This is a genomic window from Methylobacterium jeotgali (genome assembly GCF_022179345.1).
GTDB lineage: Bacteria > Pseudomonadota > Alphaproteobacteria > Rhizobiales > Beijerinckiaceae > Methylobacterium > Methylobacterium jeotgali.
Map to the genome: position 1 here is coordinate 62,030 of NZ_BPQR01000062.1, position 17,969 is coordinate 79,998.

The 17,969-nt window shown below is 73.2% G+C and carries 13 protein-coding genes and 1 tRNA gene; all 14 read left to right on the forward strand.

Features of this window, described 5'->3' with window-relative positions:
- The first annotated feature begins 8 nt into the window (after positions 1 to 8).
- The 14 genes from bcsA (at position 9) to MFF04_RS17650 (ending at position 17,854) form a co-directional block, all read left to right on the forward strand.
- Positions 9 to 2,408 (forward strand): UDP-forming cellulose synthase catalytic subunit, encoded by a 2,400-nt coding sequence (gene bcsA, locus MFF04_RS17580; RefSeq protein ID WP_373320107.1) that lies wholly within the window; start codon positions 9 to 11, stop codon positions 2,406 to 2,408.
- 3 nt (positions 2,409 to 2,411) lie between these two features.
- Positions 2,412 to 5,039 (forward strand): cellulose biosynthesis cyclic di-GMP-binding regulatory protein BcsB, encoded by a 2,628-nt coding sequence (locus MFF04_RS17585; protein ID WP_238277682.1) that lies wholly within the window; start codon positions 2,412 to 2,414, stop codon positions 5,037 to 5,039.
- Positions 5,039 to 6,211 (forward strand): family 8 glycosyl hydrolase, encoded by a 1,173-nt coding sequence (locus MFF04_RS17590; RefSeq protein ID WP_238277715.1) that lies wholly within the window; start codon positions 5,039 to 5,041, stop codon positions 6,209 to 6,211. The genes MFF04_RS17585 and MFF04_RS17590 overlap by 1 nt, the downstream gene beginning before the upstream one ends.
- Positions 6,196 to 8,211, forward strand: coding sequence for a hypothetical protein (locus tag MFF04_RS17595; RefSeq protein WP_238277685.1), 2,016 nt, complete (start codon positions 6,196 to 6,198; stop codon positions 8,209 to 8,211). The genes MFF04_RS17590 and MFF04_RS17595 overlap by 16 nt, the downstream gene beginning before the upstream one ends.
- Positions 8,208 to 9,230, forward strand: a complete 1,023-nt coding sequence (bcsN, locus tag MFF04_RS21955; protein ID WP_283206385.1) for a cellulose biosynthesis protein BcsN — start codon at positions 8,208 to 8,210, stop codon at positions 9,228 to 9,230. The genes MFF04_RS17595 and bcsN overlap by 4 nt, the downstream gene beginning before the upstream one ends.
- Before the next feature lie 182 nt (positions 9,231 to 9,412).
- On the forward strand, positions 9,413 to 10,114 hold the full coding sequence (locus MFF04_RS17610) for a DUF1013 domain-containing protein (protein ID WP_238277687.1): 702 nt from the start codon (positions 9,413 to 9,415) through the stop codon (positions 10,112 to 10,114).
- A 290-nt stretch (positions 10,115 to 10,404) separates the two neighbouring features.
- Positions 10,405 to 12,117: a 30S ribosomal protein S1 gene (gene rpsA / locus MFF04_RS17615; protein ID WP_238277689.1), complete on the forward strand. Its 1,713-nt coding sequence runs from the start codon at positions 10,405 to 10,407 to the stop codon at positions 12,115 to 12,117.
- 460 nt (positions 12,118 to 12,577) lie between these two features.
- A complete protein-coding gene (sppA, locus tag MFF04_RS17620) occupies positions 12,578 to 13,558 on the forward strand; it encodes a signal peptide peptidase SppA (protein WP_238277691.1) in 981 nt (326 codons plus the stop codon).
- Between the two features lie 83 nt (positions 13,559 to 13,641).
- Positions 13,642 to 13,953, forward strand: a complete 312-nt coding sequence (gene ihfB / locus MFF04_RS17625) for an integration host factor subunit beta (protein WP_238277693.1) — start codon at positions 13,642 to 13,644, stop codon at positions 13,951 to 13,953.
- A gap of 111 nt (positions 13,954 to 14,064) precedes the next feature.
- Positions 14,065 to 14,406, forward strand: coding sequence for a lipopolysaccharide assembly protein LapA domain-containing protein (locus tag MFF04_RS17630; RefSeq protein WP_238277695.1), 342 nt, complete (start codon positions 14,065 to 14,067; stop codon positions 14,404 to 14,406).
- 47 nt (positions 14,407 to 14,453) lie between these two features.
- Entirely contained in the window at positions 14,454 to 15,098 is a 645-nt protein-coding gene (locus tag MFF04_RS17635; RefSeq protein WP_238277697.1) for a phosphoribosylanthranilate isomerase, read from the forward strand.
- An 85-nt stretch (positions 15,099 to 15,183) separates the two neighbouring features.
- Positions 15,184 to 16,206, forward strand: coding sequence for a fumarylacetoacetate hydrolase family protein (locus MFF04_RS17640; protein WP_238277699.1), 1,023 nt, complete (start codon positions 15,184 to 15,186; stop codon positions 16,204 to 16,206).
- 101 nt (positions 16,207 to 16,307) lie between these two features.
- Positions 16,308 to 17,549: a tryptophan synthase subunit beta gene (gene trpB / locus MFF04_RS17645; RefSeq protein WP_238277717.1), complete on the forward strand. Its 1,242-nt coding sequence runs from the start codon at positions 16,308 to 16,310 to the stop codon at positions 17,547 to 17,549.
- A gap of 228 nt (positions 17,550 to 17,777) precedes the next feature.
- Positions 17,778 to 17,854: transfer RNA gene (locus MFF04_RS17650), tRNA-Met, on the forward strand.
- Positions 17,855 to 17,969: the final 115 nt, after the last annotated feature.

Below are 17,969 nucleotides of genomic sequence, written 5' to 3' on the forward strand. Positions count from 1 at the left end.
GATCGCTCGTGGCGTTGCGTTGGCTGGCATGGATCGGGACGACCCTCGCCGGCCTCGTCCTGCTGAGCCAGCCCGTCGGCACCCAGAACCAGCTCGCCATGAGCCTCGCCGCCATGGCGGCGATGATCGTGCTCTGGCTGTTCCTCGACGGGCCGCGCACCCGCTTCGTGTTCCTCGCCCTCGGCAGCCTCGTCGTGCTGCGCTACATCCTCTGGCGCCTGACGGAGACCCTGCCCTCGCCGGGCGACCCCGTGAGCTTCGGCTTCGGTCTGCTGCTGCTCGTCGGCGAGCTCTACTGCGTCTTCATCCTGTTCGTCAGCCTGGTCATCAACGCCGATCCCCTGCGCCGCCCGCCGCCACCGGCCGCCCCGGCGGCGGAGCTGCCGAGCGTCGACGTGTTCGTGCCGAGCTACAACGAGGACGCCGCGATCCTGGCGATGACGCTCGCCGCCGCGCGCCAGATGAACTACCCGCCCGAGAAGCTCACCGTCTGGCTCCTCGACGACGGCGGCACCGACCAGAAATGCGCGGATTCCGACCCCGAGAAGGCGCGGGCCGCCCAGGCGCGACGGGTGGAGCTGCAGGCGCTCTGCGCCGATCTCGGCGTGCGCTACCTGACCCGCCCGCGCAACCTCCACGCGAAGGCCGGCAACCTCAACAACGGCCTCGCGCATGCCACCGGCGACCTCGTCGCGGTGCTCGACGCCGACCACGTCCCCTTCCGCTCCTTCCTCGCCGAGACGGTCGGCTACTTCGCGCAGGACCCGAAGCTCTTCCTCGTCCAGACGCCCCACGCCTTCCTCAACCCCGACCCGATCGAGCGCAACCTGCGCACCTTCGCGCGGATGCCGTCGGAGAACGAGATGTTCTACGCGGTGACCCAGGCCGGGCTCGACAAGTGGAACGGCTCGTTCTTCTGCGGCTCGGCCGCGCTCCTGCGCCGGACGGCGCTCGACGAGGCGGGCGGCTTCTCGGGCATCACCATCACCGAGGATTGCGAGACCGCCTTCGAGCTGCACGCCCGCGGCTGGACGAGCGCCTACGTCGACAAGCCCCTCATCGCCGGCCTCCAGCCCGAGACGCTCACCGCCTTCATCGGCCAGCGCTCCCGCTGGTGCCAGGGCATGTTCCAGATCCTGCTCCTGAAGAACCCCGCCTTCCAGAAGGGCCTCAAGCCGATCCAGAAGCTCGCCTACCTGTCGAGTATGACGTTCTGGTTCTTTCCCGTCCCGCGGCTGATCTTCATGTTCGCGCCGCTGCTGCACATCTTCTTCGACCTGAAGATCTTCGTCGCGAGCGTCGATGAATCGATCGCCTACACGGCGACCTACATCGTCATCAACCTGATGATGCAGAACTACGTCTACGGGAAGTTCCGCTGGCCCTTCGTCTCGGAGCTCTACGAGTACGTCCAGGGCCTGTACCTGTCCAAGGCCATCGTCTCGGTGATCTGGTCGCCGCGAAAGCCGACCTTCAACGTCACCGACAAGGGCGTCAGCCTCGATCACGACCACATCTCCTCGGCGGCGCTGCCCTTCTTCGTGGTCTACGGGCTGCTGCTCGCCGGCTGCGCGGTGGCGGCCTGGCGCTACCTGTTCGAGCCGGGCGTGACCAACCTGATGCTGGTCGTCGGCCTCTGGAACCTGTTCAACCTGCTGACGGCCGGCGCCGCGCTCGGGGTCTGCGCCGAGCGCCGCCAGCTCGAGCGCACCCCCTCGCTCGCCGTGCGGCGGCGCGCCCTGATGACCCTCGGCGGCCGGGCCGTCGACGTCGCCGTCGAGCGGGTCTCGGCGGAGGCCTGCACCGTGCGCCTGCCCGCCGCGATGCTGGCCCCCGGCGCCGGCCAGCGGGCGCTGCCCGGCGCGCTCACCGTCGTGCCCGTCGAGGGCGCGCCCCCGGCCGGGCCCCTGCCCGTCGCCCTGGAGAGCGTCGAGCGAGCGGGCGACGAGGCCGTCTGCCGCCTCGTCTTCGGGCGCCTGCGGCCGCAGGACTACACCGCGCTGGCCGGCCTGATGTACGGGGACGCCGAGGCGATGCGGCGCTTCCAGCTCCGCCGGCGGCGCCACAAGGACATCCTCACCGGCACCGCGCAGTTCGTCTGGTGGGGCTTCTCCGAGCCCGTGCGCGCCCTGCGCGTCCTGCTCGCCGGCGACGCGCGCCCGGTGCCCGACGAGACCGCCGCCGACGCCCGGCCGGTCTACGACGCGCCCGCCGCGGCCGCCCTCCCGGAGATGCCGCTCAGCCCCAATCCGGTCGCGAGCGTCGCCGCGGGCGCCCCGGCCGTCCGCCCGGCGTCGGGCGCGGGCCCGGACGGGGACGGCGCCGGCGACTGGGTGCGCCAGATGCTCGACCTCGAGAACGAGCGCCTCCTCGACGCCCAGCGTCGGCGCCGCACGAGCCCGATCTGAGCCATGGGCGCCCCGCTCCCGCCGGCCCCGCACCGCCTCGCCGCCCTCCTGGCTGTCCTCCTGGCCGGCCTGCTGGCCTCCCTGACTCCCGCCGGTCCCGGCCCGGCGCTGGCGCAGAGCTTCCTCGGCGCCGGCCCGGCGGAGCGGCTGACCGTGCCCCCGGCCGGCGATGCCCTGCGCCGGCCCCCGGCATCCCCGCCGCCGCAGGCGCCCGCGATCCCGGCCCCGCCGGCTCCGGGGCCCGCCGTCCAGGCGCCGCGCCCCCCGGCGCCGGAGGCCGCCGACCCGGCCGGGCGGCGCCCGCCGGTCCAGGCGACCATCGTGGCGGCGCGACGCTTCCCCGCCGGGACCCGCGGCTACCGCCTCGCCGGCGAGGAGGCCGAGCTGCGCTTTCCCGTCTACCTGACGGAGGCACAGGTGCGGGGGCCCGCGCGCCTGCGGGTCTCCTACATCTCGGCGATCTCGGTGGCGCCGGAATCCTCGGAGCTCGCCGGCCTCGTCAACGGGGTCAAGGTCGGCTGGACCCGGATCCAGGCGCCCGGCGCCGTGAAAGTCGTCGAGTTCGCGCTGCCCGACGGCGTGCTCAAGGCGGGCTACAACGCCGTCGCCTTCACCGCGCGCCAGCGCCACCGGGTCGACTGCTCCCTCGCCGCGACCTACGAGCTCTGGACGCAGATCGACCCCTCCCGCTCCGGCCTCGTGGTGCCGCCCGCCGCGGACCTCGATCTCCGGACGCTGGCCGCCCTCGAGCCCGACGAGAGCGGCGCGCTGCCCGTCGGCGTGGTGCTCGGCGAGAAGCCGAGCCTGCAGCGCCTGGAGCGGATGATCGGGGCGGTGCAGGCGCTGGCGCTGGTCGGGCGCCTGGCGCGGCCGGCGGTCAGCTTCGGGCCGCCGCTCCCCGGGCGCACCGGCGTCAGCCTCGTCGTCGGCACTCCTGCCGAGATCCGCGGCGTCGAGGGCGTGGAGGAGATCGGTCCCGTCACCGGGCCGCGCCTCGCCCTGCTGGCGCCCCGCACCAACCGGGCGCCGGTCCTCGTCGTCACGGGCCCGACCGATGCCGACCTGCGACAGGCCATCGCCGATCTGGCCGCCTCCGGCGACCGCTCCGGCACGAAGCTCGGTGCCGAGCTGGCGCGCCTGACCCGCGGCTACGAGGTGACGGGCGGCGAGAGCGTCACCCTGGAGCAGCTCGGCGGCGCCACCCGCGAGTTCGATGGGCGCCTCCTGCGGATCGGCTTCGAGATCCGCTTTCCCGCCGATTTCGTGCCCGCGGACTACGGCAAGGTGATGCTGCACCTCGCCGGGGGCTACGCGGCGGGCCTCGACCCGAGCGCGCAGATCGTCATCGACATCAACGGCCGCAACGCCGCGAGCCTCGCCCTGCCGCACACGCGCGGCGAGGTCTTCGACGACAGCACCATCCCGCTGCCCCTGAGCCTGTGGCGGCCGGGCCTCAACCGCGTCGACGTCAGCGCCCAGCTGCCGACGGCCTCCGACAAGGTCTGCGACACCCTCGCCCAAGGGGCGCGGCAGGCCCGCTTCCTGATCCTCGACAAGGCGCGCCTCGAGATCCCGGCGCTCGCCCGCGCCGTGCGCAATCCCGATCTCGCGGTGCTCAAGGCGGGGGCCGGGCCGCTGCTGGCCCCCGGCAGCCGCCCGCGCCTCGTCCTGCCGACGCCGGACCGCGACTCGGCCGATGCCGCCGCCATGATCGCCGCGCGCCTCGCCATCGCCGCCGGCCGCGTCGTCGACTTCGAGCTGACGACGCAGGTCCGCCCGCCGCCGGGGGCGAACCTGGTCGTGGCGCCCGCCCGCGCGGTCCCGCCGACGGTGATCGAGGCGGTCGGCCTCGATCCCGACGCGATCCGCCGGGCCTGGGAGGGCCGCGCCGAGACCGTGGCGACGCCGGGCGCGTTCGGGGCCGAGGGCGTGCTGACCCTCGACCGTCTGCGCCGCAACCTGCCCATGCGCTGCGCCCTGCCGCCCTCCTCGGCCCCGGTCCGGGTCGCCTCCGCGAGCCCCGCACCGGCTCCGGCGCCGGCCGCTCCCCCGCCTCCGGCGCGCCCCGCCGCGCCGGGGCCGGAGGCCGGCTCCGAGGAGGAGATCATCGCCCGCTGGGACGAGACGATGCGCAGCTCCCGCTTCGTCCCGGCCGTCCTCGCCAACGGCCTGGGGCAGGTCATGGACTGGACCGGGCGGGCGAAGGACGCGGCCCTCGGCTGGGCCCGCGAGCGGCCCCCCGAGGACGTGCCGATGAACCCGCGCGCCTCGCTGATCCTCGCCGAGAGCGCCGGGGCCGATCTCGGCGGCGGCACGGTGCTGGTGACCTCGCCCAACGCCTCGATGCTCAAGGCCTCTGTCTCCTGCCTCGTCGACCCCGTGGTCTGGACGCGGCTCACGGGGCGGGCGGCCTTCCTCGACGCGTCCGACGGCAGCCTCAGCCTCGTCGAGCCGGACCGCGTCGACCTCGTCGAGACCCACGTGCGCAGCCTCGCGAACCTGCGCCTCGTCGCGGCGGCGTGGCTGTCGCTGAACCCGATGGTCTATGTCGGCCTGACGCTGACCATGGCCCTGTGCCTCGGGCTTGCCACCACGAGCCTCGTGCGCCGGCTCGGACGGAGGAACGCGTGATGCCCTCCGCCGGCCTGCTCCGCCTCGCCCTCGCCGCCCTCTCCCTCGCCGCGCCCGGCGCAGGGCGGGCCGAGACCCCGGAGGCCGCCGTGCCGTCCGCCACCGCCCTGCCAGGCGCCCCGCCGCCCAACGTGCCCCCCGCCGGGGCGCCCGTCCGCGCCGGCGCCGGGCCGGCGCTCGCCGGGACCCTCGATGCCGCCGCCTGGGCGGTCTACCGGGCCCGCTTCGTCACCGAGCGCGGCCGGGTCGTCGACACGGCCAACGGCGGGATCAGCCACAGCGAGGGCCAGGGCTACGGCATGCTCCTCGCCGTGGCGGCCGGCGACCGGGCCGCCTTCGAGCGGATCTGGGGCTGGACCCGCGCCAACCTGATGGTCCGCAGCGACGCGCTCGCGGCCTGGCGATGGGCGCCCGACCACCGCCCCGGCGTCTCCGACATGAACAACGCCACCGACGGCGACATCCTGGTGGCCTGGGCCCTGACCGAGGCGGCCGAGGCCTGGGGGGAGCCCGCCTACCGCACGGCGGCGCGGCGCATCGCCGTCGAGTTCGGCCGCAAGACGATCCTGTTCAAGGACCCCCACGGCCCGCTGATCCTGCCCGGCGTCTCCGGCTTCTCCGCCCGCGACCGGGCGGACGGGCCCCTCGTCAATCTGTCCTACTGGGTGTTCCCGGCCTTCCAGCGGCTCGGCCTCGTCGCGCCGGAATACGACTGGGCCTCGGTGATCCGCAGCGGCGTCGAGATCCTGCGCCGCGCCCGCTTCGGCCCGTCGAACCTGCCGACCGAGTGGATCTCCGCCCGCGAGGACGCCCTGCGCCCCGCCGACGGCTTCCCGGCCCTGTTCTCCTACAACGCGGTGCGGGTGCCCCTCTATCTCGCCTGGGCCGGCGTCGGCCGGCCGGAGGACTACGCCCCCTTCAAGACCCTCTGGGGCGGCCTCGACCGGGAGCGCCTGCCGATCGTCGACACCCGGGACGGGCGGCCCGTCGAGTGGCTCACCGAGCCGGGCTACGCGGCCCTGCCGGCCCTCGTCGCCTGCGCCGTCGACGCCACCCCGATTCCCGAGGCGCTGACCACGGTGCAGGATGGCCAGAACTACTATCCGACGACGCTCCACCTCCTGACCCTCGCCGCCGCCCGGATGCGCTACCCGTCATGCCTCAGGTCGTGAGCCCGCCGCCGGATCGCCGCGCCCGCCGCTCCGGTCTCGGGCGGCCGGGGCTCGGCCTCGCGCTGCTGCTCGCGGGCACCGCCGCGGTCGCCGCGCAGGGCCAGGGCAAGCCGGCGCCCGAGGCGGCCCCGCCGCGCATCGTCTACGGGGACGGCGCCCGCGCCCCGGCGATCATGGTCGAGCCCGAGACCTCGGGCGCCTCCGGCATGGTCGACGAGAGCGCGCTGCGCTACTACGCCTCCCAGAAGCAGACCGCCCGGATGAAGGCGGAGATCGCCCGGCTGAAGCGGCTCTACCCCGGCTGGACCGAGCCGCCCGACCTCGACAGCCTGCAGCCGAGCCCCCCCGAGGAAGCCCCGCTCTGGGACCTCTTCACCGCCGGCCGCTTCGCCGACCTCCGGGCGGCCATCGCGCTTCGCCGCTCCGTCGACCCGGCCTGGCAGCCCTCGGAGGAGCTGGCGCGCAAGCTCCGCCGGGCCGAGTTCCGCGATTCGATCCGGAAGGCCTCCACCCCGGACGAGGTCGTGGCGCTCTACCGGGCGGATGCCGGCGCCCTCGACCCGGTCGACGTCGAAAGCCTCTGGACGATCGCCGACGCGCTCGCCGCCTCGGGCGCCTCCGAGGATGCGTTCACCCTCTACAAGTCCGTCCTCGACGGGGGCGCGGATGCCGGCGCCCGGCTCGCCACGATCCAGAAGGCGATGGGCCACCTCAGGATGGACCAGGCCGAGCGGCTGATCGCCATGGGCCGCCGGGACGCCGAGGGCGGCTCCGAGTTCGACGCGATCCGTCTCGACGTCACCCGCGCCCGCATCGCCGCCTTCCTGCACGACGAGCCGGCCGAGACCCCGACGCTGTCCGACCTCACCGCCTTCCAGGCCTATGCCCGCAAGGTCGGGGAGCCGAGCCAGACGGGGCTTCTCGGCTGGTACGCCTACAAGCGCCGCCAGTTCCGGGAGGCGCTGGAGTGGTTCAAGCTCGCCATCGCCAAGGGCGGCGACGCCATGGTCGCCCACGGTCTCGCCCACACCTTGCGCGAGCTGAACATGCTGCGGGAGGCCGAGGAGGTCGCCTATGCCTGGCGCGACCGCTTCGTCGGCAACGAGCTCCTGTTCATCGACATCCTGGAGCGGAAGCTGACGCTCGCGAACCCGCCCTTCATCGAGCCCGCCCGGATCGACCGGTACGCCAAGGTCGTCATCGCGACGAACTCCGGCGAGGGCGCCCAGGGGCTCGCCTGGTACGCCTACAACTCCTGCCAGTTCGACAGCGCCCTCGAGTGGTTCCAGCGCGCCGTCGCCTGGCTGCCGGGCGAGTCGACGGTGTTCGGCTACGCGCTGACCCTCCAGCGGCTCAAGCGCCAGCGCCCCTATCTCGAGACCGTCAACCGTTCCGACGGCCTGTTCCCGAAGGTCGTCGACCTGCTCTTCCGAGAGGGCGGAGGCGGCCCGCCCCTGCCCTGCGAGGCCCAGACCCAGGCCCAACCGCAGGCTGCCGCGCCGCCACGGGGCCAGACGCCGTCCGCCGTGCGGCCGGACGCGCGGGCCGAGGCGCAGGCCTCCTATGGCCGGGTGCCGCGGCCGGACGCCGCGACGGGGGTGCAGGGCGCGGCGCCGCCGGCCGTGCAGCGCAACGAGTTCCCGCTCGCCGTCCCGATGGAGAATCCGCTGCGCTATCCCCCGGCCTCCGTGCAGAGGGCGCTCGCCGAGCCCGTCCCCGCCGGCGCCTACGCCCGCGAGCCGGCGACCAGCCCGGCACCTCTCGTCGCCCGCCGGGCGCCGGGGGCGGGCGCGATGCCCTACGAGCGCTTCGGCTACGCGCTGCTCCCCGGCTACAACGGCCTCGACAAGCCCGAGACGCTGCCGCTGCCCGCCCAGGGCACGCTCTGGCAGGAGCAGCAGGCCGAGCGCGGCCGTGGCCCCTCCGCCGAGAGCGACCGCTTCTCGATGCCCTCCCGGCTCTCCTCCGGCGCCGGGCCGGCCGGCAGCGCCACCCCATGAGGACCCTTCGCAACGGCCGGCGCGCCGCGCTCCTCGTCGCCCTCGCGGCCGGGGTCGGCCTTCTCGGCGGACCGGCGCAGGCTCAGACCGCGCCGGCCCTGCGCCTTCCGGGCGCCGGAACCGTGGCCGGCGTCGTGGAGACGCGCCTGCGCGACGGCTTCGACCAGCGCATCCGCTACGCGGGCGGCGACGGGCGCAACCATGCCGAGATCGCGCTGCGCAACGAGACCGGCGACCTCCTGCTCGCCTTCCCGCCGCGCCTGTCGAAGCCGAGCCAGTTCGGGATCGAGGGGGAGATCGCCGTCCGCTTTCCCGGCCAGGCGATGCGGGTCCTGACGAGCCCGCGCCGGAACGCCTACGGCCCGGTCGGCATCGCGCTCTCGGCCGACTGCCTCTACGCCTGGCAATGGTTCGAGCGTCCGGCCGCCGGCACCCGCGTGGCGGCGGGCGGCCTGTTCGGGCCCCTGCCGCAATCGGCCTCCGGCCGGCGCGCCCTCTCCCTGCGGATCCGGCTCTGCCGCACGGCCGAGGCCAGCCTCGACACCCTCGTCGCCGCCGTCGAGGGCCTGACCATCGTCCTGCCGGAGGGCGGCTTCGCCGCGCCCGCTGCCCGCCCCGCGCGGCGCGCCCCGCCCCGGCCCCCGGCGCCCACGCAGGCTGCGGCCCGGCCCCAGCCCGAGGCGCCGCCGAAGCCGAAGCCGCCGGAGGCGCCTCCGCAGGCCGCCATCACTTCGCCGCGGCAGCCTGCGCCTCCCGTCGCGCCGCCTCCGGAGCCGAGGCCGGGCGATGCCGGGCGGCGCTACCTCGCCCCCACGCTCCCGCCCGCGGCCCCGGAGGCCCCCGCTCCGGCGCCCGCCGAGGCTCCCCCGCCCCGCCCCGGCGGCCCGCAGCGCTACATCACCGACGGCCCCCGGCCCGCCGAGGTGCCGAGCCCCGCCCAGGGCCGCGCGCCCGCGGGCGAGAGCCTGTCGCGCGACCTTCCCGCCGAGGCCTACCGCCCCCCGGCCGCCCCGCGCTGACCGCGTTCCGTCGATCGGAGATACCGGCGCGCGGCGATTGCACGCCATCGCCGCGCTGCCTATAGTGCGCGCATTCCCTTTAGCAGCGTGAGACGGGACGTTCCGGCCTTCGCCCCCGGAACGGGCGGACGGTCAGTCTCCGGACCGACCCGACTCCGCTGAATCCGTTGGAGCCGTTCCCGATGTCCCAGGGCCCGCTGATGCCGAAGGCCACCGCCGTGTGGCTGGTGGAGAACACCTCGCTCGCCTTCGAGCAGATCGCCGATTTCTGCAAGCTGCACCCGCTCGAGGTGAAGGGCATCGCCGACGGCGAGGTCGCCGCCGGCATCAAGGGGCTCGATCCGGTCTCCACGGGCCAGCTCACCCGCGACGAGATCGAGAAAGCCCAGAAGAGCCCGAGCTACCGCCTCAAGGTGGCGGTCTCGAAGGTGAAACTGCCCGAGGTCAAGCGCACCACCAAGGGCCCGCGCTACACCCCCCTCTCCCGCCGCCAGGACCGCCCGAACGCGATCCTCTGGCTGCTGCGCAACCACCCCGAGCTTAAGGACGCGCAGATCATCCGCCTCGTCGGCACCACCAAGTCGACGATCCAGCAGATCCGCGGCCGCACCCACTGGAACTCCAGCCAGCTCCAGCCGATGGACCCGGTGACGCTCGGCCTCTGCTCGCAGATCGACCTCGACTTCGAGGTGCAGCGCGCCGCCAAGGACCGTCCAGCGGCGATCGCCGAGGCCGGCGCCTCGCTCCTGCCTGCCGACGTCACCACGGCGCCGGAGCCGGAGGAGGAGGAGCGCAAGCCCGGCCGCGAGGAGCGCATCGACGCCGACTCGGTCTTCGCCCGCCTCAAGGGCCGCCACCAGGACGACGAGGACGACGACGCCTGAGGCGCCGTCGCGAGCCTTCGCCTATATGCCGACAGAGGGCCGTCCGGTTGCCGGATCGGCCCCGATCGCGTATGGGCTCACCCACGTGATCCGTTCGCCGGCCGCCCGCGGGCCGTGCGCCTCCCCTCCGGAGGCCCGCCCGCCGACCGCCGCGCGGAGGCTCACGGCCCTCGACCATCGCGTGACGATCGCGTCGGCACGTCTCCCCGGAGGCGGCGATGGACGGGGGTACCCGAAACGCGAACCGCCGACGCGTGCGACCCCGTGAGCGGGGCCGCTCAGGAGACACCATGACCGCTGGTACCGCGCTGTCGAGCAACCCGAGCCGCGAGGATTTCGCGAGCCTGCTCGAAGAGTCCTTCCTCAGCCACGAGATCACCGAGGGCTCCGTCGTCAAGGGTCGCGTCGTCGCGATCGAGAAGGACGTCGCCGTCATCGACATCGGCGCCAAGACCGAGGGCCGCGTCGCCCTCAAGGAGTTCAACGGCCCCGGCCGCGAGGGCGAGCTCGCCGTCGGCGACGAGGTCGAGGTCTATGTCGACCGCATCGAGAACGCGCTCGGCGAGGCCGTCATCTCCCGTGACAAGGCCCGCCGCGAGGAGAGCTGGGTCAAGCTCGAGAAGGCCTTCGAGGCCAACGAGCGCGTCACCGGCACGATCTTCAACCAAGTCAAGGGCGGCTACACCGTCGATCTCGACGGCGCCGTGGCCTTCCTGCCGCGCTCCCAGGTCGACATCCGCCCGGTGCGCGACGTGACCCCGCTGCTCGGCACGCCGCAGCCCTTCCAGATCCTCAAGATGGACCGTCGGCGGGGCAACATCGTCGTCTCGCGCCGGACCGTGCTCGAGGAGAGCCGCGCCGAGCAGCGCAGCGAGCTGGTGGCCAACCTCGAGGAGGGTCAGGTCATCGACGGCGTCGTCAAGAACATCACCGAGTACGGCGCCTTCGTCGATCTCGGCGGCATCGACGGCCTGCTCCACGTCACCGACATGGCGTGGCGCCGCGTGAACCACCCGTCCGAGGTCGTGACCATCGGCCAGACGGTGAAGGTCAAGATCATCAAGATCAACCACGAGACGCACCGCATCTCGCTCGGCATCAAGCAGCTTCTGGCCGATCCGTGGGAGGGCATCGCCGCCCGCTACCCCGTGGACGCCAAGCTCAAGGGCCGCGTCACCAACATCACCGACTACGGCGCCTTCGTGGAGCTGGAGCCGGGGATCGAGGGCCTGATCCACGTCTCCGAGATGAGCTGGACCAAGAAGAACGTCCACCCCGGCAAGATCGTCTCCACCTCCCAGGAGGTCGAGGTGCAGATCCTTGAGGTCGATCCGGTCAAGCGCCGCATCTCGCTCGGCCTCAAGCAGACCCTGCAGAACCCGTGGGAGGCCTTCTCCGAGAAGCATCCCGTCGGCTCCGAGGTCGAGGGCGAGGTCAAGAACAAGACCGAGTTCGGCCTGTTCATCGGCCTCGAGGGCGACGTCGACGGCATGGTCCACCTGTCGGATCTCGACTGGAACCGTCCCGGCGAGCAGGTCATCGAGGAGTTCAAGAAGGGCGACATCGTCAAGGCGCAGGTCCTCGACGTCGACGTCGAGAAGGAGCGCATCTCGCTCGGCGTCAAGCAGGTCGGCAGCGACCCCTACGCCGAGGCCGGCGACATCAAAAAGAACCAGGTCGTCACCTGCGAGGTGACCGAGGTGAAGGATTCCGGCGTCGAGGTGAAGATCGTCGACACCGACCTCTCCACCTTCATCCGCCGGGCCGAGCTCGCCCGCGACCGCGGCGACCAGCGCCCCGAGCGCTTCGCCGTCGGCGAGAAGTTCGACGCCCGCGTCACGCAGTTCGACCGCAAGGCCCGCCGCGTGCAGCTCTCCATCAAGGCCCTCGAGATGGCCGAGGAGAAGGAGGCGATGGCCCAGTTCGGCTCCGCCGATTCCGGCGCCTCCCTCGGCGACATCCTCGGCGCCGCCTTCAACAAGAAGCGCGGCGACGACGAGTGAGCGGTTGCCCGGCCGCGAGGCCGGGCGCACCGATTCCATCGGGCCTGCGCGGGAGATGTCTCCCGCGCAGGCTTTTTTCATGTCTCGGCGGCCGTTCAGTCCCCGCCGATGCGCAGCGTCGCCGTCGTCCGGCAGAGATCGGTCATGGGCCCCTCGCGCGTCCGGCCCGCAGCCTGGCACGGCGCAGGCGCCGCGCCCATCCCCGGCGGATCGGACCTCTCACGCGCCTGCCGGAGGCCCCTTGCCGTCGAGGCCCGGCGGCGGCTAGAACACGCCACGCCGACGGCGCGAGGCCCCGCGAATCCAAGTCTGCCAAGGACTTGACCGGGCCTCGACCGAGCCTTGGCGGGACCGCTCAGGGTGCCCGCCCCTCCCCGCGCGCGGGTGGGCGGCAGGGTCCGGGAACCGGTCCGCGGAGCCTCGAACGGGGCTCCGAGGCCGTGAGGAGACAGGCACCATCATGGCCGCAGATGCCGAACTCCTGATCGACCGGCGCCGCCTGCGGCGCAAGCTCTCGGTGTGGCGCGTGCTCGGCATCGCCGGCCTGATCGTCGCCGTCGCCGCGGTGGGCTTCCGGGTCCGCGCGGGCAGCGACGGGCGGATGTTCGGCGCCGTGCAGCCGCAGATCGCGCGCATCTCGATCTCGGGCTTCATCGCCGGCAGCGAGGCCACCGCCAAGCTCATGAAGCGGGTCGGCGACTCGCCGGCCGTGCGCGGCGTCGTGGTCTCGATCAACTCCCCCGGCGGCACCACGACGGGCTCGGAGGAGCTGTTCCGCAACCTGCGGGCGCTCGCCGAGAAGAAGCCGATCGTCGCCTTCGTCGACGGCACCGCGGCGTCGGGCGCCTACATCACCGCGATCGCCGCCGACCACATCGTCGCCCGCGAGACCTCGCTCGTCGGCTCCATCGGCGTGCTGTTCCAGTACCCCGAGGTCTCGGGGCTCCTCGACAAGGTCGGGGTCAAGATGGAATCCGTGAAGTCCTCGCCCCTGAAGGCCGAGCCCTCGGGCTTCGCGCCGACCTCGCCGGAGGCCCGCGCCGCGCTCGCGGCGGTCGTCGGGGACACCTACGCCTGGTTCAAGGGCCTCGTCGCCGAGCGCCGCAGGATGGACGACAAGCAGCTCGCCGTCGTCTCCGACGGGCGCGTGTTCAGCGGCCGCCAGAGCGTGCCCCTCAAGCTCGTGGATGAGCTCGGCAGCGAGCGGCAAGCCATCGCCTGGCTCGAGAACGAGCGCAAGGTCGCCAAGAACCTCCCCGTGAACGACTGGAAGCCCACCACCGACAAGGGCTTCAAGCTGTGGTCGGCGCTGGGCTTCGGCGCCGATCTCCTCGGGCTCGACGGGCTCGGCGAGCGCCTGCGCGAGGCCGGCGCCCGCGCCGACCTGACCCAGACCGGCCTCCTCGCCCTCTGGCGGCCCGGCGAGGCCGAGTCCCGCTAGCGGAGCGCCGCCCGTCCCGCCAGGAGAGACCCGGCCCGGAAGCGCCGTCCGGGCGCCTCCGACGAACCCGAGAAGACCGCCGCATGATCAAGTCGGAACTCGTTCTGAAGATCGCCGAGCAGAACCCGCACCTCTACCAGCGGGACGTCGAGACCCTCGTGAACGCGATCCTCGACACCATCGCCGAGGCGCTCGCCCGGGGCGACCGGGTGGAGCTCAGGGGCTTCGGCGCCTTCTCCGTCAAGCACCGGGACGCGCGCCGCGGCCGCAACCCGCGCACGGGCGCGGCGGTGGCCGTCTCCGAGAAGGCGATCCCCGTGTTCAAGACCGGCAAGGAGATGCGCCAGCGCCTCAACGCCGCCGGCATCGGCGAGGCGGCGCAGGCCGCCTCCTGAGCCGCCCGTGCCCGGCATCCCCTTCGCCGGAGCGTGCTCTATCTATTGGCGCGCCGCCCGGCACCGAACCCCCGGCCGCCCTCTGATCCGGCGGTCCTTACGGAGACCAGGATGATCCGCTTCCTCAAGGGTCTGGTTCTGCTGCCGGTGGCGGTGATCGTGATCCTGCTCGCGGTCGCCAACCGCGAGGCGGTGCGCCTGTCCTTCGATCCGTTCTCGGAGATGCCGGTCTTCGCCGTCACCGTGCCGCTCTACCTCGTGGTGTTCGCCGCCGTTGCCATCGGCATCCTGGTCGGCGGCGTCGGCGCTTGGCTCGGCCAGGGCACGACCCGCCGCAGGGCCCGCGACCGCGGCCGCCAGGTCCGCCGCCTCGAGGGCGAGACCGAGCGCCTGCGCAGCCGCTTGCCCGAGGAGACGACCGCCGGCCGCGTGGCGCTGCCGGCGCCGCGCTAGGCTCGACGGAGCCGGCGCGTTCCGGCGGAAGGTGCTATAGCCGCGCGATGAACGGCGTCCGCGTGAAGATCTGCGGCCTCTCGACCGAGGACACGCTCGACGCGGCGCTCGAGGCCGGCGCCGACCTCGTTGGCTTCGTGCATTTCCGCGAGAGCCCCCGGCACGTCGCGCCCGAGCGGGCCGCGGCGCTCGCGGCCCGTGCCCGCGGCCGGGCGGAGCGGGTGCTGCTCCTCGTTGATCCCGACGACGCTCTCCTCGACGCCCTCGTGGAGGCCGCGGACCCGGACCTGATCCAGCTCCATGGGCGCGAGACGCCCGAGCGGGTCGCAGCGGTCCGCGCCCGCTCGCGCCGCCCGGTGATGAAGGCGCTCGGCATCGCCGTCCGCGACGATCTCGCGGGGCTCGCCGCCTATGAGGGCGTCGCCGACCGCATCCTCCTCGACGCCAAGGCGCCCCCCGACGCCGCGCTTCCCGGCGGCAACGGCCGCGCCTTCGACTGGGCGCTGCTCGCCGGCACCCGCTTGCCCGAGGGCTGGATGCTCTCGGGCGGCCTCGATCCGGCGAGCGTCGGCGCGGCGCTCGCCCGGACGGGCGCACGGGCGGTCGACGTCTCGTCCGGTGTCGAGAGCGGGCCCGGCGTCAAGGACCCCGAACGGATCGCGGCCTTCGTCAAGGCCGTGCGCGGGCGCTGAGGCCGGCCCGCCTTGATTTCCCGGCGCCCGGTTCAACCTGGGGAGAGCCGGGCGCACGAGACGCCCGCGGCGACGGGAGGTCAGCATGGGCAATGATCGGCGCGATTTTCTGCGCGTGACGGCGGGCGGCCTCGCCGCGGCGGCCGCTGGCGGCGGGGCCTCGGCGGCGTCGGCAGCCTCGCCCGGGGCGCCGCAGGGCGGTTTCGCCATGCCGCGGGATGCGGTGCTCCTCAACATGCGCCGCGACGGCGACTTCCGGCTCGGCGCCAAGACGGACCGCGGCATCCTCGACGTCACCGCCGCCGGCGAGGCGCTGGGCCTGCCGGCGCCCGCCGACATGGACGACCTCCTCCAGAACGGGAAGGGCGAGGCGCTTCAGGCCATCCTGAAGGGCGCCGCCGCGCGCGGCGACGCGAGGCTCTACCTCAAGGAGGCGGAGGTCGCCTTCGCGCCCCTCGTCACGCGGCCTGAGAAGATCGTGATGATGGGCTTCAACTACCGCCACCACGCCGAGGAGACCGGCACGCCGATCCCGAAGAACCCGCCGCTCTTCAACAAGTACAACAACGCGCTCAACCACCACGGCGGCACCATCAAGCTGCCGACGGCCGCCGCGCGGGAGTTCGACTACGAGACCGAACTGGTGATCGTGTTCGGCCGCGAGTGCCGAGACGTGTCGGAGGCGGACGCCCTCGATTATGTTGCCGGCTACGCCACCGGCAACGACTTCTCCGCCCGCGACCTGCAGACGCTGACCTCGCAGTTCATGATCGGCAAGACCTGCGACGGCTTCGCCCCGCTCGGCCCCTACCTCGTGACGAGCGACCGTGTGAAGGACCCGAACAACCTGCGCCTGGAGACGCGGGTCAACGGCGTCACGCGGCAGGACTGGAACACGAGCGACATGATCTTCAACTGCCGGCAGCTCATCAGCTTCGCGTCCAAGGTGATGACCCTGAAGCCGGGCGATATCTTCTACACCGGCACGCCGCAGGGCGTGATCTTCGGCGAGAAGGCGCCCCGCGCCGAGCGGCAGTGGCTCAAGGCGGGCGATGCCATCGCCTGCAGCCTCGAAGGGCTCGGCGAGCTGCGCTTCACGCTGACCTGAACGTCCGGCCGTCGGGGTGCGGCGGGTTCGCCACCTTGCCATCGCGAGGCGGAGGGCCCAAACCCCGGCCCAGGATCGACCAACAACCAAGCGTGAGCCCCGTGACCGCCGCTCCCCCTCCGAACTCGTTCCGCAACGGCCCCGACGAGCGCGGCCGCTTCGGCATCTTCGGCGGCCGCTTCGTGGCCGAGACCCTGATGCCGCTGATCCTCGACCTGGAGGCGGCCTATGCCGAGGCCAAGGCCGATCCGTCCTTCCAGGCGGAGATGGACGGCTACCTCACCCATTACGTCGGCCGGCCGAGCCCGCTCTACTACGCCGAGCGCATGACCGAGCACCTGCGGGCCAAGGCGCCTTCGGGCCACGGCGCGCGGGTGTTCTTCAAGCGCGAGGAGCTGAACCACACCGGCTCCCACAAGGTGAACAATGTGCTCGGGCAGATCCTGCTCGCGCGCCGCATGGGCAAGCCGCGGATCATCGCCGAGACCGGCGCCGGCCAGCACGGGGTCGCCACCGCCACCCTCTGCGCCCGCTTCGGCCTGAAATGCGTCGTCTACATGGGCGCCGTCGACGTGGCGCGGCAGGCCCCGAACGTCTTCCGCATGAAGATGCTCGGCGCCGAGGTGGTGCCCGTCGAGTCCGGCACGAAGACCCTCAAGGACGCCATGAACGAGGCGCTCCGCGACTGGGTCACCAACGTCGCCGACACGTTCTACTGCATCGGCACGGTGGCCGGCCCCCATCCCTACCCGGCCATGGTGCGCGACTTCCAGTCGATCATCGGCCGCGAGACGAGAGAGCAGATGCTGGCGCAGGAGGGGCGTCTCCCCGACTCGCTGGTGGCTTGCATCGGCGGCGGCTCCAACGCCATGGGGCTGTTCCACCCGTTCCTCGACGATCCCGAGGTCGAGATCTTCGGGGTCGAGGCAGCGGGTCACGGCGTCTCCTCGGGCCTCCACGCGGCCTCGCTCACCGGCGGAAAGCCCGGGGTGCTCCACGGCAACCGCACCTACCTCCTCATGGACGGCGACGGCCAGATCGCCGATGCCCACTCGATCTCGGCGGGGCTCGACTATCCGGGCATCGGCCCCGAGCACGCCTGGCTGCACGAGGCCGGCCGCGTCACCTACCTCTCGGCCACCGATTCCGAGACGCTGGAGGCGTTCAAGCTCTGCTCGGCGCTCGAGGGCATCATCCCGGCGCTCGAGCCCGCCCACGCGCTCGCCAAGGTCTTCGAGCTCGCCCCGCAAAGGCCGGCCGATCACCTCATGGTCGTCAACCTCTCGGGACGGGGCGACAAGGACATCCCCCAGGTCGCCGAGATCTTCGGGACGAAGCTCTGACCCGACCCCGCCCTGAGCCTTTCGGCGCGGGGCTGGCACCGATCACGGGCCGTGGGTCCGCCGCTCGACGAGGCGGGGCACGGGTCCGTCCCTGCTCCGCGCACGCCCCCGGAGGCGCCCCGCGGCAAGGCGCCCGAGGCCGTTGACACCGCCGCGCCCCTCTCCCTATACGACCCCTGTCCCTCGCGAAGGGCGCGCTCCGGCGCGGCGCGAGGCGGCACGACCGGTGGCGGGGTAGCTCAGTTGGTCAGAGCAGAGGAATCATAATCCTTGTGTCGGGGGTTCAAATCCCTCCCTCGCTACCAGCGCCTCTCCCCGTGACGGGGCTCTTCAATTGAGCCGCTTCTTTCCGAACGGGACCGTGCGAGCCTCGTCCTCGACGGCGTGCGCCTTCCCGCGGCTTGTCCGTCGTCAGATGAT

Excerpts from the sequence above, each read along its gene's own strand:
- MFF04_RS17585 (WP_238277682.1), top strand. The coding sequence starts at position 2,412 with ATGGGCGCCCCGCTCCCGCCGGCCCCGCACCGCCTCGCCGCCCTCCTG.
- MFF04_RS17590 (WP_238277715.1), top strand. The coding sequence starts at position 5,039 with ATGCCCTCCGCCGGCCTGCTCCGCCTCGCCCTCGCCGCCCTCTCCCTC.
- MFF04_RS17595 (WP_238277685.1), top strand. The coding sequence starts at position 6,196 with ATGCCTCAGGTCGTGAGCCCGCCGCCGGATCGCCGCGCCCGCCGCTCC.
- bcsN (WP_283206385.1), top strand. The coding sequence starts at position 8,208 with ATGAGGACCCTTCGCAACGGCCGGCGCGCCGCGCTCCTCGTCGCCCTC.
- MFF04_RS17610 (WP_238277687.1), top strand. The coding sequence starts at position 9,413 with ATGTCCCAGGGCCCGCTGATGCCGAAGGCCACCGCCGTGTGGCTGGTG.
- rpsA (WP_238277689.1), top strand. The coding sequence starts at position 10,405 with ATGACCGCTGGTACCGCGCTGTCGAGCAACCCGAGCCGCGAGGATTTC.
- sppA (WP_238277691.1), top strand. The coding sequence starts at position 12,578 with ATGGCCGCAGATGCCGAACTCCTGATCGACCGGCGCCGCCTGCGGCGC.
- ihfB (WP_238277693.1), top strand. The coding sequence starts at position 13,642 with ATGATCAAGTCGGAACTCGTTCTGAAGATCGCCGAGCAGAACCCGCAC.
- MFF04_RS17630 (WP_238277695.1), top strand. The coding sequence starts at position 14,065 with ATGATCCGCTTCCTCAAGGGTCTGGTTCTGCTGCCGGTGGCGGTGATC.
- MFF04_RS17635 (WP_238277697.1), top strand. The coding sequence starts at position 14,454 with ATGAACGGCGTCCGCGTGAAGATCTGCGGCCTCTCGACCGAGGACACG.
- MFF04_RS17640 (WP_238277699.1), top strand. The coding sequence starts at position 15,184 with ATGGGCAATGATCGGCGCGATTTTCTGCGCGTGACGGCGGGCGGCCTC.